Consider the following 22,373-nt stretch of genomic DNA (forward strand, 5'->3'; position numbering starts at 1 on the left):
AGTCAGCCGTACGATGAAGAGCAGAAGTTATCATGATCGTTACTATGTTGGGAGTCACATAGAAGATCAGATCCTGGAAAACGGGAAAGGTTCCGTTCAGGACGCTACTTGTGTATAAGAGTCAGGTCTGGCCCAGCTCATCATGGGCAACGCGGTACCAGGCCTGGTGCTTGGCATCCTGATCGGCAAGGGGGTGGAAGAGAGCGGCTGGAACCACGTCACCAAGGTGATGATGAGTGCCATCGTCCTGCTGTTCGTGCTGAGCGGCTTCTTCCGCGGCTTTGACATGAAACTCATTGAATCCTTCCACCTGGGCGTTCCCCTGTGGCTGGAAAACGTCCACAACCTCATGAGCGGCAAATAAGGGTGCACACCATGGATGAGAAACTGAGAAACAACTTCTGGTATGCCGACTGGTCCTTCCCCATCTTTGTCGGTCTGCTCTCTTCCGGCGTCTTCGCCGGTACCCACATGTTCTACCTCTACGGGGTCGGCGCCTTCAACGAGGTGGCCTTCGTCGCCATGCTGAAAGCCGGCATGGACACGGGGGCCTATGGTGCAGTCGCCGCCTTCGGTGCCAGCTTCCTGTTCGCCCGCATCATCGAGGGCTCCCTGGTGGGGATCCTCGACATCGGCGGCGCCATCCAGACCGGAGTCGGCCTCGGGGTGCCCGCCCTGCTGCTGGGGGCCGGCATCGTCTATCCGGTGGAAAACTTCACCGCTTCCCTGATCACCGGCATGGGGATTGGGATGGCCATCGGCTACGTGATCATCCTGGCGCGCAAGTTCACCATCAACCAGAGCAACTCCACCTACGGGGCGGACGTCATGATGGGGGCTGGCAACAGCTCGGGCCGCTTCCTCGGTCCCCTCATCATCCTCTCCGCCATGGGCGCCTCCATTCCCATCGGGATAGGCTCCCTGCTGGGTGCCCTGCTGTTTTACATCTGGGAGAAGCCCATCACGGGCGGCGCCATTCTGGGGGCCATGCTGTTCGGGACCGTCTTCCCCATCGCCCTGGCTTAATCCAAGGCCGTCTCTTGGGCGGCATTCAAGAACCTGTTTGCGCTCTGTCGCGAGAGGTCGTCAGCAAGGTGAAGAGCAACACATGAGCCTTGGAAGCGCCCTCGCAGTAAGAGCGCAAGCAGGTTACAAGAGGGATATCAGCATGTACGACACGATCATCAGGGCGGGACGCCTGGGAAACGGGCAGCTCGTCGACGTCGCCATCAAGCATGGCAAGATAGCGGCGCTGGGTTCACTGCCAGAGAGCACGGAGGCGAAGCAAACCCTCACTCTGGACGGGCAGGTCCATGTGAGCGCCGGCTGGATTGACGGCCACACCCACTGCTACCCCGCCTCCCCCCTCTATCACGATGAGCCGGACAAGGTGGGGGTGGCGTCCGGCGTCACCACCGTCATCGACGCCGGCAGTACCGGGGCCGACGACGTGGACGACTTCCAGCGTCTCGCCGCCGGCTGCAAGACCCGGGTGCACGCCCTGCTCAACATCTCCCGCATCGGCCTGCTGCGCCAGAACGAGCTGGCGGATCCGGCAGACATCGATCCCGCCCTCGCCCAGGCGGCCATCCGGCGCCATCCCGGCTTCATCGTCGGCATCAAGGCACGCATGAGCGGCAGCGTGGTGGGTGAGAACGGTCTGCACCCCCTGCGCATGGCCAAGCAGATCCAGCAGGCCAATGGCAACCTGCCACTGATGGTGCACGTGGGCAACACGCCGCCGGATCTGGACGAGATCGTCGCCCTGCTGGGGGAGGGCGATCTGCTGACCCACTGCTTCAACGGCAAGCCCAACCGCATCCTGACCCCGGCGGGTGAACTGCGCCAGGCGGTGCGCGAGGCGATGCGGCGGGGACTCTTGCTCGACATCGGCCACGGTGGCGCCAGCTTCAGCTTCGAAGTGGCGGAGCTGGCCATTGCCCAGGGCATCCTGCCCCACACCATCAGTTCAGACATCTACTGCAAGAACCGCATCAAGGGGCCCGTCTACAGCCTTGCCCACGTGATGTCGAAGTTCTTCGCCATCGGCATGACCCTGGAGCAGGTGCTCGCCTGCGTCACTCACCAGGCCGCCGATGCCCTGCGCCTGCCCGGCAAGGGGCGACTCGAGGTGGGCGCCGATGCAGACATCACCCTGTTCGAGGTGAGCTGCGGCCCCACTCTCTTTACCGATACCGAGGCCGGCACCCGCAACGGTGACCGGCAACTGCTCCCTCTCGCCGCCCTGGTGGGCGGCGAACTGGTTCTGACTCACTACGGGAAATCACACCATGCCTTCTGTGTATGAGAAATACCGGCTCAAACCGGTGATCAACGCCTCCGGGCGCATGACCATCCTCGGCGTCTCCACCCCCGAGCAGGAGGTGGTCGATGCGGTCAACTTCGGCCTCGGCCACTACTTCGAGGTGAAGGATCTGGTCAACAAGACCGGCACCTACCTGGCCGAACTGCTGGGTGTTGAAGATGTGGTAGTGGTCTCCTGCGCCAGCGCCGGCATCGCCCAGTCGGTGGCCGCCGTGATCGTGCGCGGCGACCCCTATCGCCTCGAGCAGTTGCATGCTCATGCCCACGACGTGCCGAGCGACATCGTGCTGCCCAAGGGCCACAACGTGAACTTTGGTGCCCCCGTCGGCACCATGGTCAACCTGGGGGGCGGCAGGGTGGTGGAGGCAGGCTACGCCAACGAGTGCTCACCCGCTCAGCTGGCCGCCGCCATCAATGCCAATACCGCCGCCATCCTCTACATCAAGTCCCACCACTGCGTGCAGAAGAGCATTCTGTCGGTGGCCGAGGCGGCCGAGGTGGCCAAGGCCCACGGGATCCCGCTCATCGTCGATGCAGCGGCCGAAGAGGATCTGCGTCTCTACTACAACCAGGGTGCAGATCTGGTCATCTACAGCGGCGCCAAGGCCATCGAAGGGCCCACCAGCGGCCTGGTGCTCGGCAGGCGTCAGTATGTTGAGTGGGTCAAGCAGCAGGCGGGCGGCATCGGCCGTGCCATGAAGGTGGGCAAGGAGGGGATCCTCGGCCTGACCCACGCCATCGAGCGCTACCTGGCCAAAGAGAAGGAGAGCGGCACCGCCATGGTCGCCAAGATGACCCCCTTCATCGAGCGCCTCAACCAGCTGCCCGGCGTCACCGCCAAGGTGGTGTGGGACAGCGCGGGGCGCGACATCGCCCGCACCGACATCGCCTTCGACCATGAGCGCCTCGGCATGACCACGGTCCAGGTGGTCTCCCGTCTGCAACAGGGTACCCCCGCCATCTACTGCCGCGGCTACAAGGCCAACGAGGGGCACATCGAGATAGATGTGCGCAGCGTCACCCTGCCCCAGCTCGACCAGATCCACTCCGCCATTGCCCACCTCGTTCAGGAGAACAACTGATGTCTCTTACCCCCAATTACTACCGCGATCGGGTCTGCCTCAACGTGCTGGCAGGTTCCAAAGAGAATGCCGTCGACATTTATGAGGCCGCCGAGGGCCACGTCCTGGTCGGTGTGCTCTCCAAGAACTACCCGGACATCCCCTCTGCCGTCGCCGACATGCAGGCCTACGCCAAACTTATCGACAACGCCCTCTCCATCGGGCTGGGAGCAGGTGATCCGCGCCAGTCCGCCATGGTGGCCGAGCTGGCCCGCCAGTTGCAGCCTCAGCATGTCAATCAGGTGTTCACCGGGGTCGGGGCCAGCCGGGCGCTGCTCGGTCAAGCTGACACCCTCATCAATGGCCTTGTCTCCCCCACCGGCACGCCGGGGATGGTGAAGATCTCCACCGGCCCCCTCAGCGCGCAGCAGGCTGACGGCATCGTCCCCATCGATACCGCCATTGCCCTGCTCAAGGACATGGGCGGCAGCTCGGTCAAATTCTTCCCCATGGGGGGACTCGCCTGCCGCGCCGAGTATCAGGCAGTGGCCGAGGCCTGTGCCCGACACGGCTTCTGGCTGGAGCCCACCGGCGGCATCGATCTTGAGAACTTCGAGGAGATAGTGCGGATCGCGCTGGAGGCAGGAGTCGAGAAGGTGATCCCCCATGTCTACAGCTCCATCATCGACAGCGAGAGCAGCCAGACCCGGCCGGAGGATGTGCGTACCCTCCTCGCCATGGTGAAGGCACTGCTGGCATAGCAACCCCACAGGCACCGGTCCGATCACTGGGCGGTGCCTGGCTTGTTAATGACCCCCTTGTTAACATCGATCCACCATGCGCGACAGGAGTCCTCACCCCCTCATGACCAAGCTGCCCCACCCCAGACTCCAGCAACTGCTCGCCCTGCTTCACGCCGAGCCTCTGCCACAGGAGGAGCTGGCCCGCCGTCTCAATGTTTCCACCCGCACGGTGCGTACCGACGTGGCGACCCTGAACGAGCTCATTGCCACCCGGGGCGCCCACCTGATCCATCAGCGGGGCAGCGGTTACCAGCTCAAGATCTACAATCAGGGACTGTTCGATGCGCTGCTGGCCGCCCAGGGGCAGGAGAGCCCTCTGCCTCGCACCAGCCGCGAGCGGGTGCTGCACCTCCAGGTCTTGCTGCTGACGGCGGAACAGGGGATCAAACTCGACGAGCTGGCGGACACTTGGTATCTAAGCCGGGCGGCTTTACAAGGGGACATGACGGAGGTGCGGGAGCGGCTCGCCCACTTCGGGCTCACCATCGACAGCAAACCCAGGGTGGGGATGCGCATTGCGGGAAGCGAGATGGCGATCCGCGCCTGCCTCACCCAACTGCTCTGCCAGGAGCTGCTGCACCAGCATCCGCTCCAGAGCCTGTTGCCCACCCTCTGCCCCAGCAAGACGCTGGAGGTAGTGGGCAACCACATTCACGAGCAACTCGGTCGCCATCAGCTGCGCCTGGCCGACGAGAGCCTGCAGCAAGTCACCGTCTACTGTGCCGTCGCCCTGCTTCGCCAGGCGTCTGGTCACGAGTTGCGCCAGTTTGCCAGCGACGACATCACCCCGCCCCTGGCAGTGGTGGCCCGCGACATCTATGCCGAGCTGCCGACCCTGACTTCACCGGGGCAGGAAGAGATCGCCTGTCTCGCCATCCAGATCCAGGCTCGCCTCACTGCAGAGACGCCCCTGCTCAGCCCGGCCATGGCGGCCGAGAGCGAGCAGCTGACGGCGCACCTGCTGGGTTACATCCACCAGCACTACCCCTATGACCTGCGCGGCGACCCGCAATTGCGAGCCGACCTGCAGACCCACATCGGCGCCATGCTGCTGCGGGTCAAATACCAGATTGGTAGCCACAATCCCCTGGCGGACCACATCAAGCAGTATTACCCCCTCGCCTACGACATCACCCTGGCGGCCATCTCTGAGTGGATCAGGCAGACCCCCTACCGATTGACCCACCACGAGATCGGCTACCTGGTGATCCACATCGGAGTCGGCCTGGAGCGCCACTACGACATCGGTTACACCCGGCGCCCCCAGGCGCTGCTGCTGTGCGATGCGGGCAACGCCACCTTCCGGGTGCTGGAAGCACGCATCCGGCGGGAATACCCCCAACTGCAGCTGACCACGCTGGAGTCGGTGCGGGACTATGAGGGACTGGTGCGAGTCGAGCAGGATTTCGTCATCAGCACCCTCAAGGTGAGCGAGAAGAATGCTCCCGTGGTACAGGTCTCCCCCTTCCCGACCCAATACCAGCTGGAGCAGCTCGGCAAGCTGGTGCTCGTCGATCGCACCCGTCCCTATCTGCTCGACAAGTATTTCGATGCCGACCACTTCATGGTGCTTGATGAACCCATCAGCCAGGGGATGCTGTTTGATCGCATCTGCAGCCAGCTTGAGGCGGAGGATCTGGTGCAGAGCGGATTCCGGGGATCCTTGCAGGAGCGGGAGCGGATCGTCTCCACCCTGCTGGGGGACGGCATCGCTCTGCCCCACTCCCTCGGCCTGCTGGCGCGCCGCACCCTGGTCTATACCGTGCTGGCCCCCCAGGGGATCGATTGGGGAAACGGCGAGAGCGCTACCCTCATCTTCGTGCTGGCCATCGCCAAGGCGGATTATGAGGAAGCCATGGGACTTTATGATCTGTTTCTGGCACTGATGAACGAAAAAGCCAGCAGAAGTCTGCTGGCTTGTCGGGATTTTGCCGCTTTCAAGGCGCTGGCTCGCAGCGCACCTTGAGCACGCCGAGGCGTATTACTCCTCATTGAAGCCCGAGGTGAACAGCGCCACCACGGCGGCCAGGGCCTCCACCTCTTCGGGGCCCTCCACCTGCACCTCCACCTGTTTGCCCTGGGCGGAGTCCAACATCAGCAGGCCGATCACGCTGTCCGCGTCGGCCTCGACTCCCTCTTCGTTGCGCAGCAGCACGTGGGCATCGAACCCCTGCACCAGCTCGAACAGCATCATGGCCGGTCGGGCGTGAATGCCTAACTTGTTTTTGACTTCTACCGAGGCGGAAACGGTCATCTGAGCATCCTGTGGATCTGTCAGGCGGGGTTTGAACGCTTGTCCAACGTGCGATGGCGGATCTGCACGTTCTTGCCAAGCAACCGGAATGCGCTGGCCAGCCGCTCGGCGATGAACACCGAGCGGTGTTGTCCGCCGGTACAGCCAATCCCGACGGTCACATAGCTGCGATTGTTGCGCTCCAGGTGGGGCAACCAGGTCCCCAGCATATTCTCGATCTGCTGGATGAACAGCATGACATCCGGCTGGCTGGAGAGGTAGTTGGCCACGGGCTCATCCTTTCCGGTGAAGGGCTTGAGCTCCGGGATCCAGTGCGGGTTGGGCAGGAAACGGGCGTCGAACACGAAGTCCGCATCCTTGGGAATGCCGTACTTGAAACCGAACGACTCGAACACCAGCACCAGCTCGTTCTCTTTCTTGCCGAGCACCCGGGTTTTGATGAGCTCGCTGAGATCGTGGATGCTGAGGTTGGTGGTGTCGATGCGCAGGTCGGCGGTCGAGGAGAGTGGTGCCAGCAGGTGGGTCTCTTCCCGGATCGCCTCGTCCAGCGAAAGCTTGTTGCGGGACAGAGGGTGCAGACGGCGGCTCTCACCGTAGCGTTTGAGCAGGGTCGCGTTGTCCGCATCGAAGAAGAAGCTCGAAAACTTGACTCGCCCCTCGTTGCGCACCTGGCTCAGCAGGTTCTCCAGCCTGTCTGCCTGGGCAGGCAGGTTGCGCACATCGATGCTGACCGCCAGCTTGTCATACTGGCTCTCCACCGACACGATCAACTGGGGCAGCAGGTTGACCGGCAGGTTGTCCACGCAGTAGTACCCGAGATCCTCGAGCACCCTCAGGGCCACCGTCTTGCCGGAGCCCGAACGACCGCTTACTACTATTAACTGCATCTTGTCCCCTCACGCCAACGTGGCTGTGTCAGACCCGGCCTCAGGCCGACGTCATGATCTGATAGAGTTCTTCGTCGCTGGTCGCCTGGCGCAACTGGCGGCAGACGGCCTTGTCAGCCAGTTTGGATGCCATCAGGGAAAGAGTCTTGAGGTGCTGCTTGCACTCGCTTTCCGGCACCAGCAATGCAAAGAGCAGGTCAACCGGTTGATTGTCGATAGAATCGAAAGGGATGGGCTCGGAGAAGGTCATCAACACGGCGGTCGGCGCGAAGGCGTCGTCAATCCGGCCGTGGGGGATGGCGATACCGGCTCCGATCCCGGTACTGCCCATCTTTTCTCGCGCCAGCAGGCTTTCAAACAGGACCTGGCGGGAAGCGCCGAGGCGCTCTGCGGCCAGTTCACTGATGATCTCGAGCGCGCGTTTCTTGCTGGTACAAGGGACCGCACTCTTGGTGCAGTCCCGACTCAGTATGTGTTCAAGTTGCATAGTTATTTTTGATTTAACTTATCTTTGTGCTTGATGATCTGCCGATCCAGTTTATCCAGCAGGGTATCAATCGCCGCATACATGTCGGCATGCTGCGAATTGGCGAACACCTCTCCCCCGCTGACATGCAGCTTGGCTTCGGCGATCTGGTTCAGTTTTTCGACGCTCAACACCACGTGTACGTTGTTGATATGGTCAAAGTGACGCTCGAGTTTGGCAAATTTGTTGTTCACATAATCACGCAGAGCTTCGGTAATCTCGACATGGTGTCCGGTCAGGTTAATTTGCATAACGTCTTCCTTTTGTTTGCCTAAACCAGGCGTTTGCGCTGATTGGATGGCGGGATCAACAAGGATTCACGGTACTTTGCGATCGTGCGTCTCGCCACCATAATACCCTGTTCGGCCAGCAAATCCGCGATCTTGCTATCACTAAGCGGCTTGGCGGGGTTTTCCGCCGTCACCAGCTTCTTGATCAGGGCGCGAATAGCGGTCGATGAGCACTCTCCTCCTCCCTCCGTATTGACGTGACTGGAGAAAAAAAACTTCAGTTCAAAAATGCCGCGGGGCGTATGCATGTACTTCTGGGTCGTGACCCGTGAAATGGTCGACTCATGCATCTCCACCGCTTCCGCGATGTCGTTGAGTACCATGGGTTTCATGGCCTCTTCGCCGTACTCGAAAAAGCCCTGCTGCTGCTCGACGATGCAGCTGGCCACCTTGAGCAGGGTGTCGTTACGACTCTCCAGGCTCTTGATGAACCACTTGGCCTCCTGCAAATGAGAACGGATGAACTGGGTATCCGTGCTGCTGCGAGCATTGCGCGCCATGGCCGCATAGGCCTCGTTGACACGGATGCGCGGAGCAGAGTCCGGATTGAGTTCAACCACCCACTTGCTGCCCTTCTTGACCACGGACACATCCGGGATCACGTACTGGGATTCACTCTGGATGATGCCGTTGCCGGGTCTGGGCTCCAGTTGCTGGATAAGATCCAGTACCTCCTTGAGATCGCTCTCCTTGAGGCGGGTCTTGCGAGCCAGAGTGCGGTAGTCGCGATTGCCGAGCAGGTCCATGTGTTCGCGGATCACCTCTCTGGCTTCGTCGAGCCAGGGCAGGTCCGGCGAATACTGGCCGAGCTGGATCAGCAGACACTCTTGCACCGAACGGGCGGCGATGCCGACCGGATCGAAATGCTGCACCCGCTTGAGCACGGCTTCGATCTCATCCAGTTCGACTTCTACCTCCTCGCTGCTGACTGCAGCCTGAATATCCTCGAGGGTGGCAGTCAGATACCCGGATTCGTCGATGGCATCGATGATGGCAAGGGCGATGGCCGCATCCACATCACTGAACGGGGTGAGCCGCATCTGCCACAGCAGGTAGTCTTGCAGGTTCTCGGTGGTCTCCCCCTGATAGACGCTGTCTTCCCCGTCATGGATGGGGCCTGCGCTCTGGGCCGTACCGGCCGAGTAGACCTCGTCCCAGGTGGTGTCCACCGGCAGTTCATCCGGCATGCTCTCCTGGGCCATGGCATCGCTGGAGTCGAGTTGACTGGCGTCCTGTGTCTCTGTCTGACTGGTTTCCTGCGCCTCGTTCTCCTCTTGCTCCAGCAAGGGGTTGTTGTCGAGCGCTTGCTGAATTTCCTGCTGGAGTTCCAGGGTGGAGAGCTGGAGCAGACGAATCGCTTGTTGTAATTGTGGCGTCATGGTCAGGGACTGACCGAGACGCAACTGTAATGTCGGCTTCATCTACGTCGGGATATCCTTATGTTCAGCGAGGCAGCCACCTAACAAAAAATGAGGGGTGCCCCCTTACTATAGACTGAATTGATCGCCCAAATAGACGCGCTTGACCTGCTCATCGGCGAGGATATCGGCCGGCGCGCCCTCGGCAATCATCTTGCCGTGGCTGACGATGTAGGCCTTCTCGCACACATCCAGCGTCTCTCTGACGTTGTGGTCCGTAATCAGCACACCCAACCCGCGTTCTTTCAGATGCTGGATGATCTTTTTGATATCGATGACTGAAATAGGATCAACACCTGCGAAAGGCTCATCGAGCAGAATGAATCTCGGCTCTGCCGCCAGCGCCCGGGCGATTTCCACCCGGCGCCGCTCCCCACCCGAGAGGCTCTGGCCCAGGCTGTCGCGGATATGGGTGATATTGAACTCTTCCAGCAACTGTTCGACCTTATCCTCCCGCTCTTCGCGGCTCAACCCCTTGCGGGTCTGCATGACCCCCATCAAGTTGTCGAACACCGACAGGCGCCGGAAGATGGAGGCCTCCTGAGGTAGATAGCCGATGCCATTGCGGGCACGGATATGCATGGGCTGCAGGCTGATGTCCTGCTCGTCGATGGTGATGAGGCCGGCATCTCGCTGCACCAGGCCCACGATCATGTAGAAGGAGGTCGTCTTGCCCGCGCCATTCGGGCCGAGCAGGCCCACGATCTGGCCCGTACCCACCTCCAGGCTCACATCGCTGACCACCATGCGGCGCTTGTAGCTCTTTTGCAGACCCGTTGCTTTTAACACTGCCATGGCTGTTGTTTCCTACTTCTTCTGATCGGCGGGTTTGTCGAAGTTCTCCACCTGATCCGGCAGGAACACCGTCTTGACGCGCTGGGTGGGCCCCTTGCTCTCGGCAATCATCTTCTGCTTGACGATGTCGTAGCGAATGAGATCGCCGGTCACCTGGCTGTCTTCCTGCTTGAGCTGGCCGTTGCCGGTGATGGTCACCAGCCGGTTCTTAAGCTCGTAGCGGATGCTGTTGCCATGGGCATTGACCGGTTTGCCGTTGTCCAGCACCTGGAAGAAGGTGGCTGGGTTGCCATACGCGGTCATCACCTCGGCGCCCTTGTCGCCGGAGCGGATCACCACCACCTTGTCGGCCTTAATCTTGATGGTGCCCTGGGTGATGATGACATCCTCGCTGAAGGTGATGCGGTTGTCCTGCATCTCGGCCACCTGCTTGACCGCATCCACATAGACCTTCTCGGCAAAGTCGGACTCTTTGGCATTCAGGGAACCGCACAGCAACAGGGCCGTGAGGGCCAGATTAACGTTTTTCATTGAAATAAGTGGCATGGCCTTTATCCAGTAACTCGAAATATTTACGTTCCAGGTGACCCTTGAGGCCAACGCCCTCGGTCTGGAACTCCTGGCCCACAATGCTGATGTGCTGGTTGCTTCTCATCCCCTGCGTCACCAGATCCAGCTCCAGATAGGAGGTATCCAGCGTGGAGATGAAGGAAGCGGGCAGCAGACCGTCCAGATGCACCTTGTCACGGAGGATCACATTGTCATCGGTGTTGAGCACCCCGGTTTCGGCCGTCAGCTTCCATTCGGCCGCGCCCTTGTCATCGAACATGTAGACCACCGGCTTGGTGAAAGTGGCCTGCTCGAGTACCTGGTAGTACTCCGCATATTCGGATTCCAGCCGCTCGGTGCGCTTGCCCTGCTCGTTGAAGCGGGTCGTCACCAACTCTCTGGCGGTGAAGTCCGGTTGAAAATTTTCCGTCTTGGTGGTCGGCTCGGGGACCAGCTCGATCTCCCCCAGCTGCCAGGCCGCCAGCGCAGCCAGAAACAGCAGGCCGAACAGCACAGTCTGTTTGTTCATCGCGACGCCTCGGGTTGATAGTCAGCCAATCCCTGGGCCTGCAAGATCAGGTCGCACACCTCGCGCACGGCCCCGACGCCACCGCCAAGCCGCGTCACCAGATCCGCCTTCGCCAGCACAAGCGGATGAGCGTCGGCAACGGCGATACCCAGGCCGCAAGCCTGCATCACCGGCAGATCGATGGTGTCATCTCCCATATAGGCGGCTTGCGATGCATCCAGCCCGAGCTTGGTCAGCAAGGCCTCGAAGTGGGGCAGCTTTTTGTCTGCACCCTGCACCAGGTGCTGGACTCCCAGACTCTGCATGCGATCGCTGACGATGCGGGAGGTTCGCCCCGTGATGATGGCAATCTCGATGCCCGCATTGAGCAGGGCACGCATGCCGGCACCGTCACGGGTGCAGAAGGTCTTCAGCTCTTCGCCGTTATTGCCCATATAGATGAAGCCGTTGGAGAGCACCCCATCCACATCGCACACCAGCAGGCGGATCTGCGCCGCCTTCTCGTACTGGCTGCGCGTCACCGGACCATAGAGGGTCGGTACGTCTTGCATCAAATTACTCCGGCTTTCAGCAGGTCATGCATGTTGAAGGCACCCAGCGGGTGTCTCTCCCCATCCACGACCAACAACCCGTTGATTTTCCTGGTTTCCATCAGCTTGACGGCCTCGGCCGCCATCATCTCAGGCCCTACGGTAACACAGTTCACCGTCATGACGCGGCTGATGGGGGTGTGATGGATATCCACCTGCAGGTCCAGAATGCGGCGCAGGTCACCATCGGTGAACAGACCGGCAAGCAGCCCTTGATCGTCCACCACCGCCGTCATGCCGAGCCCCTTGCGGCTCACTTCCAGCAGCGCCTGGCTGATGGTGGCATCTATCCCCACCTTGGGCAACAGCTCGCCGCTGTGCATCAGATCGCCCACTCGCAACAGCAACCGCTTGCCGAGGGACCCGCCCGGGTGCGACAGCGCAAAGTCATCGGCGGTGAAGCCACGGGCCTCCAGCAGGGCCACGGCCAGCGCGTCCCCCATCACCAGGGTGGCGGTAGTGCTGGATGTCGGGGCCAGACCGAGGGGGCAGGCCTCTTTCTCCACCTTGATGCACAGGTGCACGTTGGCCTCTTTCGCCATGGTGGAAGCAGGATTGCCTGTCATGCAGATGAGTGGAATGCCGCGGCGCTTGAGCACCGGCAGCAGAGCCAGGATCTCGTCGCTCTCGCCGGAGTTGGAAATGGCGATGATGAGATCCCCGGCTGAGATCATGCCGAGATCCCCGTGGCTGGCCTCGCCCGGGTGCAGGAAGAAGGCGGGCGTTCCCGTGCTGGCCAGGGTCGCGGCAATCTTGTTGCCGATATGACCCGACTTGCCCATGCCGGTCACCACTATCTTGCCGCCACAGCGCAGCACCATCTCGCAGGCGCGCTCGAACGCCTCGTCAAGGTACTGGTAGAGTCCATCAATGGCTTGTTTTTCTATGTCCAGCACCGCTCGGGCGCTGCGACGGAAATCGAACAATTCAGACACTTTTTCAGGCTTTACAGACATAAAGGCACAGCTCCGGGCCGAAATTTGCTGCGGGATTATAAAAAAGTCTGCCGAGATAAGCGAATCGGATGCGGAATGGGCGGTCATTGACGCAGGTTGTTACATAAAACTGTCGCGTACTTGGGGGGGAAACCCGCTCAATAGTTGTTCCTCGCTGTTGCTTAGACCTAGACTAGCCCATAAAATTCGCTCTTCATTTATACCGGATGGACAATTGTTTGAACGATGACCTGATCACCATCTCCGACCTGACCTTCAGTCACGGGGATCGGCTGCTGTACGACAGGATCAACCTGACCATTCCCCGTGGCAAGGTCACCGCCGTCATGGGTCCGAGCGGGATCGGCAAGACCACCTTGCTGCGCCTGATCGGGGGCCAGCTCAAGCCTGAGTCCGGTCAGATCCTGTTTGACGGGGAAGACGTTCCCACGCTCTCCCGTTCACGCCTGTATGAAGTGCGTAAACGGATGAGCATGCTGTTCCAGAGTGGCGCATTGTTCACCGGCATGACCGTCTTCGACAACGTGGCCTTCCCGCTGCGGGAGCACTCCGGCCTGCCGGAAGAGCTGATCCGCACCATCGTCATGATGAAACTGCAGGCTGTCGGTCTGCGCGGGGCGGCCAAGCTGATGCCGTCCGAGCTCTCCGGTGGCATGGCGCGTCGCGCGGCCCTGGCGAGATCCATCGCGCTGGATCCGGATCTCATCATGTATGACGAGCCCTTCGTGGGGCAGGACCCCATCACCATGGCGGTGCTGGTGAAGCTCATCAAGGAGCTCAACGATGCCCTCGGCATCACCTCCGTCATCGTCACCCACGACGTGAAGGAGGTGCTGAGCATCGCCGACTACGCCTACATCATCGCCAACCGCAAGGTAGTGGCACACGGCACACCGGAGCAGCTGCGCGAGGAGCACAATCCCGAAGTCGAGCAGTTCCTCAAGGGATTGCCCGACGGTCCTGTTCCGTTTCATTTTCCGGCAGGTGACCTGCTACAGGATCTGTGATGTTGACAAGTCAGATAAGCAAGCTGGGCCGCAGCGGTGTGCGTTTCATCAACGCCGTCGGGCGGGCAACCATCATGCTGTTTCATGCACTGGCAGGACGACCCCAGCCACGCAAGCACTTCCCGCTGCTGGTGCAGCAACTGTATGTGGTGGGAGTGCAATCCGTCGCCATCATACTGGTGTCCGGCCTCTTCATCGGCATGGTGCTCTCCCTGCAGGGTTACAACGTATTGAAGGATTTCGGCGCAGAGCAGAGCCTGGGGCCTCTGGTTTCCCTCTCCCTGCTCCGTGAGCTGGGCCCTGTGGTCACCGCCCTGCTGTTCGCCGGTCGTGCGGGCTCCGCCCTCACCGCCGAGATCGGTCTGATGAAGGCCACCGAGCAGCTCTCCAGCCTGGAGATGATGGCGGTCGATCCGCTGCGTCGGGTCGTGGCGCCCCGCTTCTGGGCCGGGGTCATCAGCATGCCGCTGCTGGCCTTCATGTTCAGTCTGATCGGCATCTTTGGCGGCAAGCTGGTTGGTGTCGACTGGCTGGGGGTGGACGAAGGCAGTTTCTGGTCCGCCATGCAGGCCTCCGTCGACTGGCAGGACGACATCATGCAGGGCGCCATCAAGAGCCTGATCTTCGCCCTGGTGGTGACCTGGATAGCGCTCTTCAACGGCTATGATGCCAAACCGACCTCGGCCGGGATCAGTCAGGCGACCACCCGTACCGTGGTTCACTCATCCCTGGCCGTGCTCGGTCTGGATTTTATACTCACCGCAGTCATGTTTGGATAAGGGAAAGATGAAGTTCAGCAAAGTAGAATTTCTGGTTGGCGCCTTCATGCTGGCTGGCATCGCGGCCATTCTGGCATTGGCACTGCAAGTGGCGGGATTGAGTTTCAAACCGGAAGGAGAAACCTATACCCTGCGCGCCCATTTCGATAATATCGGCGGCCTGAAAGTACGCTCGCCGGTCAAGGTCGGCGGCGTCGTCGTCGGTCGTGTCAGCGACATCACCCTGGATCCCAAGAGCCAGGTGCCCGTCGTCTCCTTGCAGATGCAGAAGAGTGCCGGCGAATTCTCCGAGACCAGCACCCTCTCCATCCTCACCTCAGGCCTGCTCGGCGAGCAGTACATCGGTCTGGCTCCTGGCTTCACCGACGAGGAGATGGGCACCAGCATGCTCAAGGACGGCGACATGATCGAAGACACCAAGTCCGCCATCGTGCTGGAAGACCTGATTGGCAAGTTCCTTTACAGCCAGTCCTCTCCGGCCGCCAATACACCCGCAACCAAGGAGTAACCATGTTCAAGAAAATCGCCCTGCTGCTGGGTCTGATGACCAGCATGCTGTTCTCCCTCGTCGCCTGGGCGGATGTCAACACCTCGGATCCTTACGCCCTGGTGGATCAGGCCGCCCAGCAGACCTTTGCCCGCCTGAAAGCCGACCAGGCCCAGGTGAAGAGCAACCCGGACCACCTGAGGGTGATCATCCGCGAGGAGCTGCTGCCCTATGTGGACAACCGCTTCGCCGCCTACAAGGTGCTCGGCAACCAGATCAAGCAGACCACCCCGGCCCAGCGTGACGCCTTCGTCGACGTCTTCACCGAGTACATGGTGAGCTCCTACGCCGATGCCCTGGCCCACTTCGACAAGCAGACCGTCAAGGTTCAGCCGGGCAAGGCCGCCGAGAGCAACATCACCGCCGTCAACGTCAGCGTGAAAGAAGCCGGCAAGCCGGACATCTTCCTCGAATTCAAGCTGCGCAAGAACAACAAGACCGGCGAGTGGAAAGCCTTCGACATGGTCGCGGAAGGGATCAGCCTGCTCTCTGCCAAGCAGAACGAGCTCGGCGGCCTCATCCGCCAGAACGGCATCGACGCGGTGATTGCCCAGCTGCGCGAACACAATGCCAAGCCGCTGGTCATCAAGTCATGATCTTGAGCGGTGACTTGCAGGCGGCCCAGGTCAACGATCTTTGGCAACGCCGCGCCGACTGGTGGCAGGACGACCGACTCGAACTCGGTGCCGTCACCACCCTGGATTCCGCCGGCCTGGCCCTGCTGGTCAAATGGGCCAAGGCGGCCCTGGCACGAGGCGCCACACCGACACTGGTGGGCGCCTCCGACGATTTTCATACGCTGGCCAACCTCTACGGGGTAGCCGGCCTCTTTCATTCAACCCCGCTCACAACTGAGGACTCATAATGCAAGTCTCTGAAATTGAAGCGATACTCCTCGAGGCTTTGCCATTGTCCGAAGTCCATGTCAAAGGGGATGGCAGTCACTACCAGGTGATCGCCGTCGGCGACATGTTTGACGGCATGAGCCGGGTCAAGAAACAACAGGCCATCTACGCCCCCCTGATGGACAAGATCGCCACCAACGAGATCCACGCTCTCTCCATCAAGGCCTATACCGACGCCGAGTGGAAACGCGAGCGTAAATTCCAGCTGCCCTCCTGATTTGGTAAAGAAGTAACCATGGACAAATTCAAGATCACCGGCCCCTGCACCCTCTCCGGTGAAGTGACCATCTCCGGCGCCAAGAACGCCGCCCTGCCCATCCTGTTCGCCACCCTGCTGTGCGACGAAGAGGTGCAGCTCTCCAACGTGCCGCGTCTGAAAGACGTCGGCACCACCCTCAAGCTGCTGGAGATGCTGGGTGCCACCACCAAGGTCAACGGCAATGTGACCGTGCTGACCGGTGCGGTGAACAACCACGTCGCCCCCTACGAGCTGGTGAAAACCATGCGTGCCTCCATCCTGGCGCTGGGTCCGCTGGCGGCCCGCTTCGGGGCGGCCGACGTCTCCCTGCCCGGCGGCTGCGCCATCGGTGCCCGCCCGGTCAACCTGCACGTCCACGGCCTGGAGCTGATGGGCGCCAAGATCACCATCGAGGACGGCTATATCAAGGCCCGTGTCGACGGTCGCCTGAAGGGTGCCCACATCCTGATGGACATGGTCTCCGTCACCGGCACCGAGAACCTGATGATGGCCGCTGCCCTGGCCGACGGTCGCACCGTGATCGAAAACGCCGCGCGGGAACCGGAGGTGGTCGATCTGGCCCACTTCCTCAACGCGCTCGGAGCTAACATTCAGGGTGCGGGTACCGACACCCTGACCATCGACGGCGTCGAGCGTCTGCACGGTGGCAGCTACAGCGTGCAGCCTGATCGCATCGAAACCGGGACTTTCCTGGTGGGCGCAGCGGTCACCGGCGGCAAGATCACCTGCCGCAACACGGACCCGAGTCTGCTGGAAGCCGTGCTGGTCAAGCTGGAAGAGGCAGGCGCCTTGATCGAGAAGGGCGAGGACTGGATCACCCTGGACATGACGGGCCGCACCCTGAAGCCGGTTACCATCAAGACCGCCCCCTACCCGGCCTTCCCGACCGACATGCAGGCCCAGTTCACCGTCCTGAACGCGGTCGCCCAGGGTACCGGCATGGTCACCGAGACCATCTTCGAGAACCGCTTCATGCACGTGCCCGAGCTGGTACGGATGGGCGCCGATATCGAACTGCAGGGCAACGTGGCCATCTGCCGCGACACCAACCAGCTCAAGGGTGCCCAGGTGATGGCGACCGATCTGCGCGCCTCCGCCAGCCTGGTGCTGGCCGGCTTCGTGGCCGAAGGGGCCACCATCGTCGATCGCATCTATCACATCGACCGTGGCTACGAAGACATCGAGCACAAGCTGCAAGGCCTGGGTGGTCGCATCGAGCGCATCAAGGAATAAGCTGGCTTCACCATGAGCCGACGATAAAAAGGCCCCCTCGCAAAGCGAGGGGGCCTTTTTCATGACTCCGAATGGCGGCACTCCCTTCTCCTCTTGCGGGAGAAGGGGCGGGGATGAGGAGGACAAGCAGACACCCTTTCCCCGAGGGAGAGGGTCAAGGGCTCAGGCGGTCAGCCGCTCCAGCTCGCCGATAAGCCAGATGGCCTCCTGGCGATGGGAGCCGCACACGTCCGCCATGGGGCGAAAGCCGCCGCACACCGCCGGGCGCTCCGGCTGGCCGAAGATCTTGCACCCCAGGTGCGCATCAAGCTGCACACAGGGCACACCGGCGGGCTTGCCGTCCGGCATGCCGGGAATGGCACTGCTGATGCTGGGGGCGATGCAGCAGGCACCGCATCCCTGACGACATTCCATCTGATTTTTCCTCTGTGGGGCACCGCAGTGTAGCAAGGAGTCCGGTTTCTCCTAAGCCTTATCCCTGCCCGGGCACCCTGGCGCCCTGCAGAGCGCAAAAAGCCCGGCAGTGCCGGGCTTTTTGCTGCGGGAGTCAGCACATCACAGGATGATGTCGCGTACCACGCTGTCCTTGCGATCCAGGAAGTGGATCGACTTGATGCGGCGAATGGTGCGCGATTTGCCGCGGATCAGCAGGGTCTCGGTGGTCGCCATGACGCCGTCGCTGGTGATCCCTTCCAGCAGATCACCCTTGGTAATGCCGGTGGCCGAGAAGATGACGTTGTCATTCTTGGCCAGATCTTCGAGCTTGAGCACCTTGCTCACGTCGATGCCCAGCTCCTCGCAGCGCGCGATCTCCTGTTCACCCAGGGCGCGAACCTCGGGGCTGTCACCCTTGACCTGGTGGCGGGGGATCAGGCGAGCCTGCATGTCGCCGTCCAGGGCGCGGATCACCGCGGCGGAGATCACCCCTTCCGGCGCGCCACCGATGCCGTAGAGCATGTCCACTTCGCTGTCCGGCAGACAGGTGAGGATGGAAGCGGCCACGTCGCCGTCGGGAATGGCGAACACCCGCACTCCCAGACCCTGCATCTCCTTGATCGCCTTGTCATGACGCGGCTTGGCCAGGGTGATGACGGTCAGACGGGAGAGGGGCTTGCCGAGCGCCTTGGCCACGGCCTTGAGGTTCAGCTCCAGGGCCTGATCGAGATCGATGGCGCCTCTCGCCTTGGGGCCCACGATCAGCTTTTCCATGTACATGTCGGGGGCCTTGAGGAAGGATCCCTTGTCGCCCACCGCCAGCACGGCCAGAGCATTGGCCTGACCCATGGCAGTCATGCGGGTCCCCTCGATGGGGTCGACCGCGATGTCCACGGCGTCACCCTGACCCGTGCCCACCTTCTCGCCGATGTAGAGCATGGGGGCTTCGTCGATCTCCCCTTCGCCGATCACAATCTCGCCATCGATCTGGATCTGATTGAGGATGTGACGCATGGCCGCCACGGCCGCGCCATCGGCGATATTCTTGTCACCACGTCCGAGCCACTTGTAGCCAGCCAGTGCAGCCGCTTCCGTCACTCGGGAAAATTCGATTGCCAGTTCACGTCTCATCGCATATCCAACCTTAGGAGCTCGAAAACGGGCGGCATTCTACCACAAGGGCAAACCTTTGCGCGTAAAAGTGGCGACCAGCCACATAAATCCCGGTTTTCATCCCGCTGACATGGAACCGACACGGTTTGTTCATTGCACGGTCACCCGACTGTCATCTGTCACTTCTAGCATGGCCCCGTCTTTTAAAACAAAAGCTTGCAACACAAGGGATCATGATGAAAAAGCTGACAGTAGTAGCATTGGCTCTTACCGCCGCCTTCCAGGCTCAAGCCGTTGAAGTGTACAAAAACGAGAGCACCCTGCTCGACCTCTACGGCCGCATCTACGCCGGCCAGTTCTTCGGCGAGAAGAAAGAGCTGGACGCCAACGGTGACATCAAAAACGAATACAGCGACAAGCAGGGGGCCAACCAGTTTGTCCGTCTGGGCGCCAAGGTAGAGAGCGAGATCAACCCGGGTCTCAAGGCGCTGGCCCAGTACGAACTGCAGATGTACATCAACGACAGCGAGAAGACCGTCAGCGAGAACTCCGACAACCTGCGTACCCGTCTGGCGTTCGCCGGTGTCGGCGCCAACTGGGGAACCGTCACCTTCGGTCGCCAGAAGGGGGCTCCTGGCTTCCTGGCGGACTGGACTGATGTCTCCCTCTCCGATGGTTACGGCAACGAGGCACTGGGCGCCAAGACCGACACCTTCGCCACCAACCGCGCCGGCTCCGTGCTGAAGTACTCCGGCCTGTTCAACGGTTTCCAGGTAGATACCAGCTACAAGTTCGATGGCGGTGACACCGAAGAGACCTCCAGCAAGGACAGCGATGCCGCCTACGGTGCCGCCGTGGCCTACACCTTCCCGTTCAACCTCTCCCTGGGGACCGCCTACAACGTGGGCATCCGCGACAAGAGCGGTGAAGAGGATGCCAAGCTGTGGCTGCTCTCCGCCAAGTACGACAACAAGGCCCTCTACGCCGCCCTGAGCTATGCCGACGGCAGCGACTTCCTGGCCACCGGCAAGGATCACACCGGCTGGGAAGGGGCGCTGGGTTACAACTTCGAGAGCGGCTTCGGCCTGATGGCCCTGTGGAACAAGCAGAAGGTGGAGCAGGCTGGCAAGTCTGACTACGACTCCATCGACTACTACACCCTGGGTGCCCAGTACAAGTTCAACAAGAACCTGCGCGTCATCGGCGAGTACCGCATCAACAACCTCGACAGCCATGACAGCGGCAAGCTCAACACCAAGGATGACTTCCAGCTGGCGGCCCGCTACGACTTCTAAGTCGGCAACCACCTGACGACACGGCGCGCAGAGCACTCTGCGCGCCGTTTTTTATTGCGTCAGGCCAGGGGTTTGTACGCCGACACCAGCAACAGCATGGGGCGCTCCGCCTCCTCCGCCAGGGCCGGGTTGGCCGCAATCTGCGCCGCCGTCGGCCCCCACTCCTCCACGCGGCGGATCTGGAACCCGGCGGCGACAAGGGCATTGAGGTAGGTGCCCAGGGTGCGGTGATACTTGATCACCCCCTCCGCCAGCCAGTTGCTGACCCGCTTGCCCTCCGCCTGATAGCCGTTGATGGGCCAGGAGCGGCGTCCCTCTGCATCCACCAGCCAGCCCTGCGGCTGCGGGCAGGTGAAGATGGGGTGCTCCACCGAGAACACCAGGCTGCCGCCAGCCACCAGCGCACGGTGAATCTCCGCAAACAGCGGCGCCACCTCGGGCAGGTAGTGCAGCGCCAAGGAGCTGTAAATGAGATCGAAAGGCTCATCGGACAGCGCAAGACCGTCCAGATCCCCCTGCCGATAGCGGATGGTCGCATCCCGGGTCAGCTCGGCGGCACGGGCCAACATCTTCGCGGAGAGATCGATACCGACCACATCGGCAGCCCCGAGATCTCTGGCTGCCCGGCAGAACCAGCCATAACCGCAGCCCAGATCCAGCACCCGCTTGCCGGCAAGCTCCGGCAGCATGGCGTGCAGCGCCGGCCACTCCGGCGCCCCCGCCAGCCCGTGAAGGGAGCGTGGCAGTTGGGCATAGCCCTCAAAAAACCCTGGTTCGTCATAGATATTTTGTGACATTGCACTGTTTCCTCTTGAAGATGGTCAGCCTCTCTGGCCGACGACCCGGCCCTTGCCAAGCATACCCGTCGGTCATGACAGACCATAAAAAAAGCAGAGACCCGGGCGGGCCTCTGCTCTGTCTCGCACCCGCAGCCTGGCTGCGGGACAACAAAAAAGGCCATAGACGAGGCAACGTCTATGGCCTTGGTTCAGTCGTGCGGCAAGGTCACGGCTCCCGCGAGGTAGCGAGATCCGGTCGTCACTGCACGATGAATGGATGGGAGGTCTGGGCCTCCACCGGCTCCGGACAATGCTTCATCGTGCGCATCTGTACGGAGTTCATTCGGGTCACTCGCTGATCCGAAGCATAAAGGGTCATGTCACTCACCCGGCCGGGCCGGTTCCATCAACACATTGAAAAATCTGGTGCCACTCTAGGGGACAGGAGTCTCAGAGGCAAGCCCGGCAGATCATGTTTGCCGACCCTCTCACCCCAGCTTCTTCTGCCAGAACATAGCCCGGCCCACCTCGGGATCGAGCTCATAACCCGCAAAGCCGCTGGCGCGATAGGCAGCCTGGGCCACCTTGTTCCCCTCCAGCACCTCCAGGGTCAGCTTGCAGCAACCGAGATCCCGGGCGAGCCGCTCCGCCTCCGCCAACAGCTGCTTGCCGATGCCCTGGCCGCGATGGGCAGGGTGCACCGCCACGTCGTGGATATTGAGCAGCGGCTGACAGGCGAAGGTCGAAAAACCCTCGAAGCAGGTGGCAACGCCAGCGGGCTCCCCATCGACCCAGGCCAGCAGCACATGAGCACCGGGTCGCGCGGCCAGTGCTTCGGCCAGATTCGCCTTCACCTCGTCCGCCAGTGCACTGCCGCCCCCCATCTCGTCCCTGGCGTATTCGTCCAGCATCGCGATCAGCGCCTCGCCGTGGCGAGGGTTGTGCAGATCCGCCCTGATGATCTCGACCATGTTTCTCTCCCTGTGTGTGCCGGATGGTGCGCCAAGGCGCGAGGCCACCATGGTAGCGTCCCCTCCG

Annotated in this window: 27 protein-coding genes and 1 pseudogene; 14 read left to right on the top strand and 14 right to left on the bottom strand. The window is 61.5% G+C overall.

Going from position 1 to position 22,373, the window contains the following annotated elements:
* Positions 1-124: 124 nt before the first annotated feature.
* From C3418_RS14240 to C3418_RS14265, 6 genes and pseudogenes are all read left to right on the top strand, one after another.
* Positions 125-364, top strand: a pseudogene (locus tag C3418_RS14240) (DUF4311 domain-containing protein); the annotation flags it as partial.
* A gap of 11 nt (positions 365-375) precedes the next feature.
* A complete protein-coding gene (locus C3418_RS14245) occupies positions 376-1,026 on the top strand; it encodes a DUF4310 family protein (protein WP_039040480.1) in 651 nt (216 codons plus the stop codon).
* A gap of 142 nt (positions 1,027-1,168) precedes the next feature.
* Positions 1,169-2,308, top strand: coding sequence for an amidohydrolase/deacetylase family metallohydrolase (locus C3418_RS14250; protein ID WP_103858760.1), 1,140 nt, complete (start codon positions 1,169-1,171; stop codon positions 2,306-2,308).
* The gene (locus tag C3418_RS14255) at positions 2,292-3,407 is read left to right on the top strand and encodes a DgaE family pyridoxal phosphate-dependent ammonia lyase (protein WP_103858761.1); all 1,116 of its coding nucleotides are present in this window, start codon (positions 2,292-2,294) and stop codon (positions 3,405-3,407) included. Before C3418_RS14250 ends, C3418_RS14255 begins: the two co-directional genes overlap by 17 nt.
* Positions 3,407-4,147, top strand: a complete 741-nt coding sequence (locus tag C3418_RS14260; protein WP_041211846.1) for a KDGP aldolase family protein — start codon at positions 3,407-3,409, stop codon at positions 4,145-4,147. Before C3418_RS14255 ends, C3418_RS14260 begins: the two co-directional genes overlap by 1 nt.
* A 103-nt stretch (positions 4,148-4,250) precedes the next feature.
* Positions 4,251-6,155: a transcription antiterminator gene (locus C3418_RS14265; RefSeq protein WP_103858762.1), complete on the top strand. Its 1,905-nt coding sequence runs from the start codon at positions 4,251-4,253 to the stop codon at positions 6,153-6,155.
* 15 nt (positions 6,156-6,170) lie between these two features.
* Here the strand turns inward: C3418_RS14265 and npr are convergent, their stop codons facing one another.
* The 10 genes from npr to C3418_RS14315 all read right to left on the bottom strand — a co-directional run bounded on the left by npr (position 6,171) and on the right by C3418_RS14315 (position 12,983).
* Positions 6,171-6,443, bottom strand: a complete 273-nt coding sequence (npr, locus tag C3418_RS14270; RefSeq protein WP_010675868.1) for a PTS phosphocarrier protein NPr — start codon at positions 6,441-6,443, stop codon at positions 6,171-6,173.
* A gap of 20 nt (positions 6,444-6,463) precedes the next feature.
* Positions 6,464-7,330: an RNase adapter RapZ gene (rapZ, locus tag C3418_RS14275; RefSeq protein WP_010675869.1), complete on the bottom strand. Its 867-nt coding sequence runs from the start codon at positions 7,328-7,330 to the stop codon at positions 6,464-6,466.
* A 40-nt stretch (positions 7,331-7,370) separates the two neighbouring features.
* Positions 7,371-7,817: a PTS IIA-like nitrogen regulatory protein PtsN gene (ptsN, locus tag C3418_RS14280; protein WP_103858763.1), complete on the bottom strand. Its 447-nt coding sequence runs from the start codon at positions 7,815-7,817 to the stop codon at positions 7,371-7,373.
* A gap of 2 nt (positions 7,818-7,819) precedes the next feature.
* The gene (gene hpf, locus C3418_RS14285) at positions 7,820-8,107 is read right to left on the bottom strand and encodes a ribosome hibernation promoting factor (RefSeq protein ID WP_005305957.1); all 288 of its coding nucleotides are present in this window, start codon (positions 8,105-8,107) and stop codon (positions 7,820-7,822) included.
* 20 nt (positions 8,108-8,127) lie between these two features.
* A complete protein-coding gene (locus C3418_RS14290) occupies positions 8,128-9,567 on the bottom strand; it encodes an RNA polymerase factor sigma-54 (RefSeq protein WP_039040474.1) in 1,440 nt (479 codons plus the stop codon).
* A gap of 66 nt (positions 9,568-9,633) precedes the next feature.
* On the bottom strand, positions 9,634-10,359 hold the full coding sequence (gene lptB / locus C3418_RS14295; protein ID WP_010675872.1) for an LPS export ABC transporter ATP-binding protein: 726 nt from the start codon (positions 10,357-10,359) through the stop codon (positions 9,634-9,636).
* 12 nt (positions 10,360-10,371) lie between these two features.
* Positions 10,372-10,890, bottom strand: coding sequence for a lipopolysaccharide transport periplasmic protein LptA (gene lptA / locus C3418_RS14300; protein WP_010675873.1), 519 nt, complete (start codon positions 10,888-10,890; stop codon positions 10,372-10,374).
* The gene (gene lptC / locus C3418_RS14305; RefSeq protein WP_039040473.1) at positions 10,877-11,437 is read right to left on the bottom strand and encodes an LPS export ABC transporter periplasmic protein LptC; all 561 of its coding nucleotides are present in this window, start codon (positions 11,435-11,437) and stop codon (positions 10,877-10,879) included. Before lptC ends, lptA begins: the two co-directional genes overlap by 14 nt.
* The gene (gene kdsC, locus C3418_RS14310) at positions 11,434-11,988 is read right to left on the bottom strand and encodes a 3-deoxy-manno-octulosonate-8-phosphatase KdsC (RefSeq protein ID WP_103858764.1); all 555 of its coding nucleotides are present in this window, start codon (positions 11,986-11,988) and stop codon (positions 11,434-11,436) included. Before kdsC ends, lptC begins: the two co-directional genes overlap by 4 nt.
* Positions 11,988-12,983: a KpsF/GutQ family sugar-phosphate isomerase gene (locus C3418_RS14315; RefSeq protein ID WP_029314845.1), complete on the bottom strand. Its 996-nt coding sequence runs from the start codon at positions 12,981-12,983 to the stop codon at positions 11,988-11,990. Before C3418_RS14315 ends, kdsC begins: the two co-directional genes overlap by 1 nt.
* 206 nt (positions 12,984-13,189) lie before the next feature.
* On the opposite strand from C3418_RS14315, the gene mlaF reads away from it, so the two are divergent.
* The 7 genes from mlaF to murA are packed head-to-tail and all read left to right on the top strand — an operon-like array spanning position 13,190 to position 17,713.
* Positions 13,190-13,990: a phospholipid ABC transporter ATP-binding protein MlaF gene (gene mlaF / locus C3418_RS14320; RefSeq protein ID WP_069785529.1), complete on the top strand. Its 801-nt coding sequence runs from the start codon at positions 13,190-13,192 to the stop codon at positions 13,988-13,990.
* Positions 13,990-14,769, top strand: coding sequence for a lipid asymmetry maintenance ABC transporter permease subunit MlaE (gene mlaE / locus C3418_RS14325; protein WP_010675878.1), 780 nt, complete (start codon positions 13,990-13,992; stop codon positions 14,767-14,769). The genes mlaF and mlaE overlap by 1 nt, the downstream gene beginning before the upstream one ends.
* 7 nt (positions 14,770-14,776) lie before the next feature.
* Positions 14,777-15,277, top strand: a complete 501-nt coding sequence (mlaD, locus tag C3418_RS14330; RefSeq protein ID WP_103858765.1) for an outer membrane lipid asymmetry maintenance protein MlaD — start codon at positions 14,777-14,779, stop codon at positions 15,275-15,277.
* 2 nt (positions 15,278-15,279) lie between these two features.
* Positions 15,280-15,912 carry a phospholipid-binding protein MlaC gene (gene mlaC, locus C3418_RS14335; RefSeq protein WP_103858766.1) on the top strand — a complete coding sequence of 211 codons (633 nt, stop codon included), beginning with the start codon at positions 15,280-15,282 and terminating at the stop codon, positions 15,910-15,912.
* The gene (locus C3418_RS14340; RefSeq protein WP_042074400.1) at positions 15,909-16,181 is read left to right on the top strand and encodes a lipid asymmetry maintenance protein MlaB; all 273 of its coding nucleotides are present in this window, start codon (positions 15,909-15,911) and stop codon (positions 16,179-16,181) included. Before mlaC ends, C3418_RS14340 begins: the two co-directional genes overlap by 4 nt.
* Positions 16,181-16,438 carry a BolA family iron metabolism protein IbaG gene (gene ibaG, locus C3418_RS14345; RefSeq protein ID WP_010675882.1) on the top strand — a complete coding sequence of 86 codons (258 nt, stop codon included), beginning with the start codon at positions 16,181-16,183 and terminating at the stop codon, positions 16,436-16,438. Before C3418_RS14340 ends, ibaG begins: the two co-directional genes overlap by 1 nt.
* 18 nt (positions 16,439-16,456) lie before the next feature.
* Positions 16,457-17,713 (top strand): UDP-N-acetylglucosamine 1-carboxyvinyltransferase, encoded by a 1,257-nt coding sequence (murA, locus tag C3418_RS14350; protein ID WP_042074397.1) that lies wholly within the window; start codon positions 16,457-16,459, stop codon positions 17,711-17,713.
* Positions 17,714-17,875: 162 nt separating this feature from the next.
* Here murA and C3418_RS14355 read toward each other — a convergent pair whose 3' ends face one another.
* Both C3418_RS14355 and glpX read right to left on the bottom strand, forming a co-directional pair.
* Positions 17,876-18,127: a YkgJ family cysteine cluster protein gene (locus tag C3418_RS14355; RefSeq protein ID WP_010675884.1), complete on the bottom strand. Its 252-nt coding sequence runs from the start codon at positions 18,125-18,127 to the stop codon at positions 17,876-17,878.
* A gap of 141 nt (positions 18,128-18,268) precedes the next feature.
* On the bottom strand, positions 18,269-19,279 hold the full coding sequence (gene glpX, locus C3418_RS14360) for a class II fructose-bisphosphatase (protein WP_039040467.1): 1,011 nt from the start codon (positions 19,277-19,279) through the stop codon (positions 18,269-18,271).
* 218 nt (positions 19,280-19,497) lie between these two features.
* Between glpX and C3418_RS14365 the strand changes: the two genes are divergently transcribed.
* Positions 19,498-20,556: a porin gene (locus C3418_RS14365; RefSeq protein WP_029313567.1), complete on the top strand. Its 1,059-nt coding sequence runs from the start codon at positions 19,498-19,500 to the stop codon at positions 20,554-20,556.
* 59 nt (positions 20,557-20,615) lie between these two features.
* Here C3418_RS14365 and C3418_RS14370 read toward each other — a convergent pair whose 3' ends face one another.
* Complete coding sequence (locus C3418_RS14370; protein ID WP_103858767.1) at positions 20,616-21,353, bottom strand: bifunctional 2-polyprenyl-6-hydroxyphenol methylase/3-demethylubiquinol 3-O-methyltransferase UbiG; 738 nt, start codon at positions 21,351-21,353, stop codon at positions 20,616-20,618.
* A gap of 470 nt (positions 21,354-21,823) precedes the next feature.
* On the bottom strand, positions 21,824-22,306 hold the full coding sequence (locus C3418_RS14375) for a GNAT family N-acetyltransferase (protein ID WP_103858768.1): 483 nt from the start codon (positions 22,304-22,306) through the stop codon (positions 21,824-21,826).
* Positions 22,307-22,373: the final 67 nt, after the last annotated feature.

It is taken from the genome of Aeromonas sp. ASNIH8 (genome assembly GCF_002919855.1).
GTDB classification, from domain to species: Bacteria; Pseudomonadota; Gammaproteobacteria; order Enterobacterales; family Aeromonadaceae; genus Aeromonas; species Aeromonas caviae.

Excerpts from the sequence above, each read along its gene's own strand:
- ibaG (WP_010675882.1), top strand. The coding sequence starts at position 16,181 with ATGCAAGTCTCTGAAATTGAAGCGATACTCCTCGAGGCTTTGCCATTG.
- C3418_RS14290 (WP_039040474.1), bottom strand. The coding sequence starts at position 9,567 with ATGAAGCCGACATTACAGTTGCGTCTCGGTCAGTCCCTGACCATGACG.
- C3418_RS14355 (WP_010675884.1), bottom strand. The coding sequence starts at position 18,127 with ATGGAATGTCGTCAGGGATGCGGTGCCTGCTGCATCGCCCCCAGCATC.
- C3418_RS14265 (WP_103858762.1), top strand. The coding sequence starts at position 4,251 with ATGACCAAGCTGCCCCACCCCAGACTCCAGCAACTGCTCGCCCTGCTT.
- ptsN (WP_103858763.1), bottom strand. The coding sequence starts at position 7,817 with ATGCAACTTGAACACATACTGAGTCGGGACTGCACCAAGAGTGCGGTC.
- lptC (WP_039040473.1), bottom strand. The coding sequence starts at position 11,437 with ATGAACAAACAGACTGTGCTGTTCGGCCTGCTGTTTCTGGCTGCGCTG.
- mlaF (WP_069785529.1), top strand. The coding sequence starts at position 13,190 with ATGGACAATTGTTTGAACGATGACCTGATCACCATCTCCGACCTGACC.
- hpf (WP_005305957.1), bottom strand. The coding sequence starts at position 8,107 with ATGCAAATTAACCTGACCGGACACCATGTCGAGATTACCGAAGCTCTG.
- C3418_RS14260 (WP_041211846.1), top strand. The coding sequence starts at position 3,407 with ATGTCTCTTACCCCCAATTACTACCGCGATCGGGTCTGCCTCAACGTG.
- C3418_RS14340 (WP_042074400.1), top strand. The coding sequence starts at position 15,909 with ATGATCTTGAGCGGTGACTTGCAGGCGGCCCAGGTCAACGATCTTTGG.
- lptB (WP_010675872.1), bottom strand. The coding sequence starts at position 10,359 with ATGGCAGTGTTAAAAGCAACGGGTCTGCAAAAGAGCTACAAGCGCCGC.
- mlaC (WP_103858766.1), top strand. The coding sequence starts at position 15,280 with ATGTTCAAGAAAATCGCCCTGCTGCTGGGTCTGATGACCAGCATGCTG.
- C3418_RS14315 (WP_029314845.1), bottom strand. The coding sequence starts at position 12,983 with ATGTCTGTAAAGCCTGAAAAAGTGTCTGAATTGTTCGATTTCCGTCGC.
- C3418_RS14245 (WP_039040480.1), top strand. The coding sequence starts at position 376 with ATGGATGAGAAACTGAGAAACAACTTCTGGTATGCCGACTGGTCCTTC.
- C3418_RS14370 (WP_103858767.1), bottom strand. The coding sequence starts at position 21,353 with ATGTCACAAAATATCTATGACGAACCAGGGTTTTTTGAGGGCTATGCC.
- C3418_RS14255 (WP_103858761.1), top strand. The coding sequence starts at position 2,292 with ATGCCTTCTGTGTATGAGAAATACCGGCTCAAACCGGTGATCAACGCC.
- murA (WP_042074397.1), top strand. The coding sequence starts at position 16,457 with ATGGACAAATTCAAGATCACCGGCCCCTGCACCCTCTCCGGTGAAGTG.
- mlaD (WP_103858765.1), top strand. The coding sequence starts at position 14,777 with ATGAAGTTCAGCAAAGTAGAATTTCTGGTTGGCGCCTTCATGCTGGCT.
- glpX (WP_039040467.1), bottom strand. The coding sequence starts at position 19,279 with ATGAGACGTGAACTGGCAATCGAATTTTCCCGAGTGACGGAAGCGGCT.
- npr (WP_010675868.1), bottom strand. The coding sequence starts at position 6,443 with ATGACCGTTTCCGCCTCGGTAGAAGTCAAAAACAAGTTAGGCATTCAC.
- C3418_RS14375 (WP_103858768.1), bottom strand. The coding sequence starts at position 22,306 with ATGGTCGAGATCATCAGGGCGGATCTGCACAACCCTCGCCACGGCGAG.
- lptA (WP_010675873.1), bottom strand. The coding sequence starts at position 10,890 with ATGAAAAACGTTAATCTGGCCCTCACGGCCCTGTTGCTGTGCGGTTCC.
- kdsC (WP_103858764.1), bottom strand. The coding sequence starts at position 11,988 with ATGCAAGACGTACCGACCCTCTATGGTCCGGTGACGCGCAGCCAGTAC.
- mlaE (WP_010675878.1), top strand. The coding sequence starts at position 13,990 with ATGTTGACAAGTCAGATAAGCAAGCTGGGCCGCAGCGGTGTGCGTTTC.
- rapZ (WP_010675869.1), bottom strand. The coding sequence starts at position 7,330 with ATGCAGTTAATAGTAGTAAGCGGTCGTTCGGGCTCCGGCAAGACGGTG.
- C3418_RS14365 (WP_029313567.1), top strand. The coding sequence starts at position 19,498 with ATGAAAAAGCTGACAGTAGTAGCATTGGCTCTTACCGCCGCCTTCCAG.
- C3418_RS14250 (WP_103858760.1), top strand. The coding sequence starts at position 1,169 with ATGTACGACACGATCATCAGGGCGGGACGCCTGGGAAACGGGCAGCTC.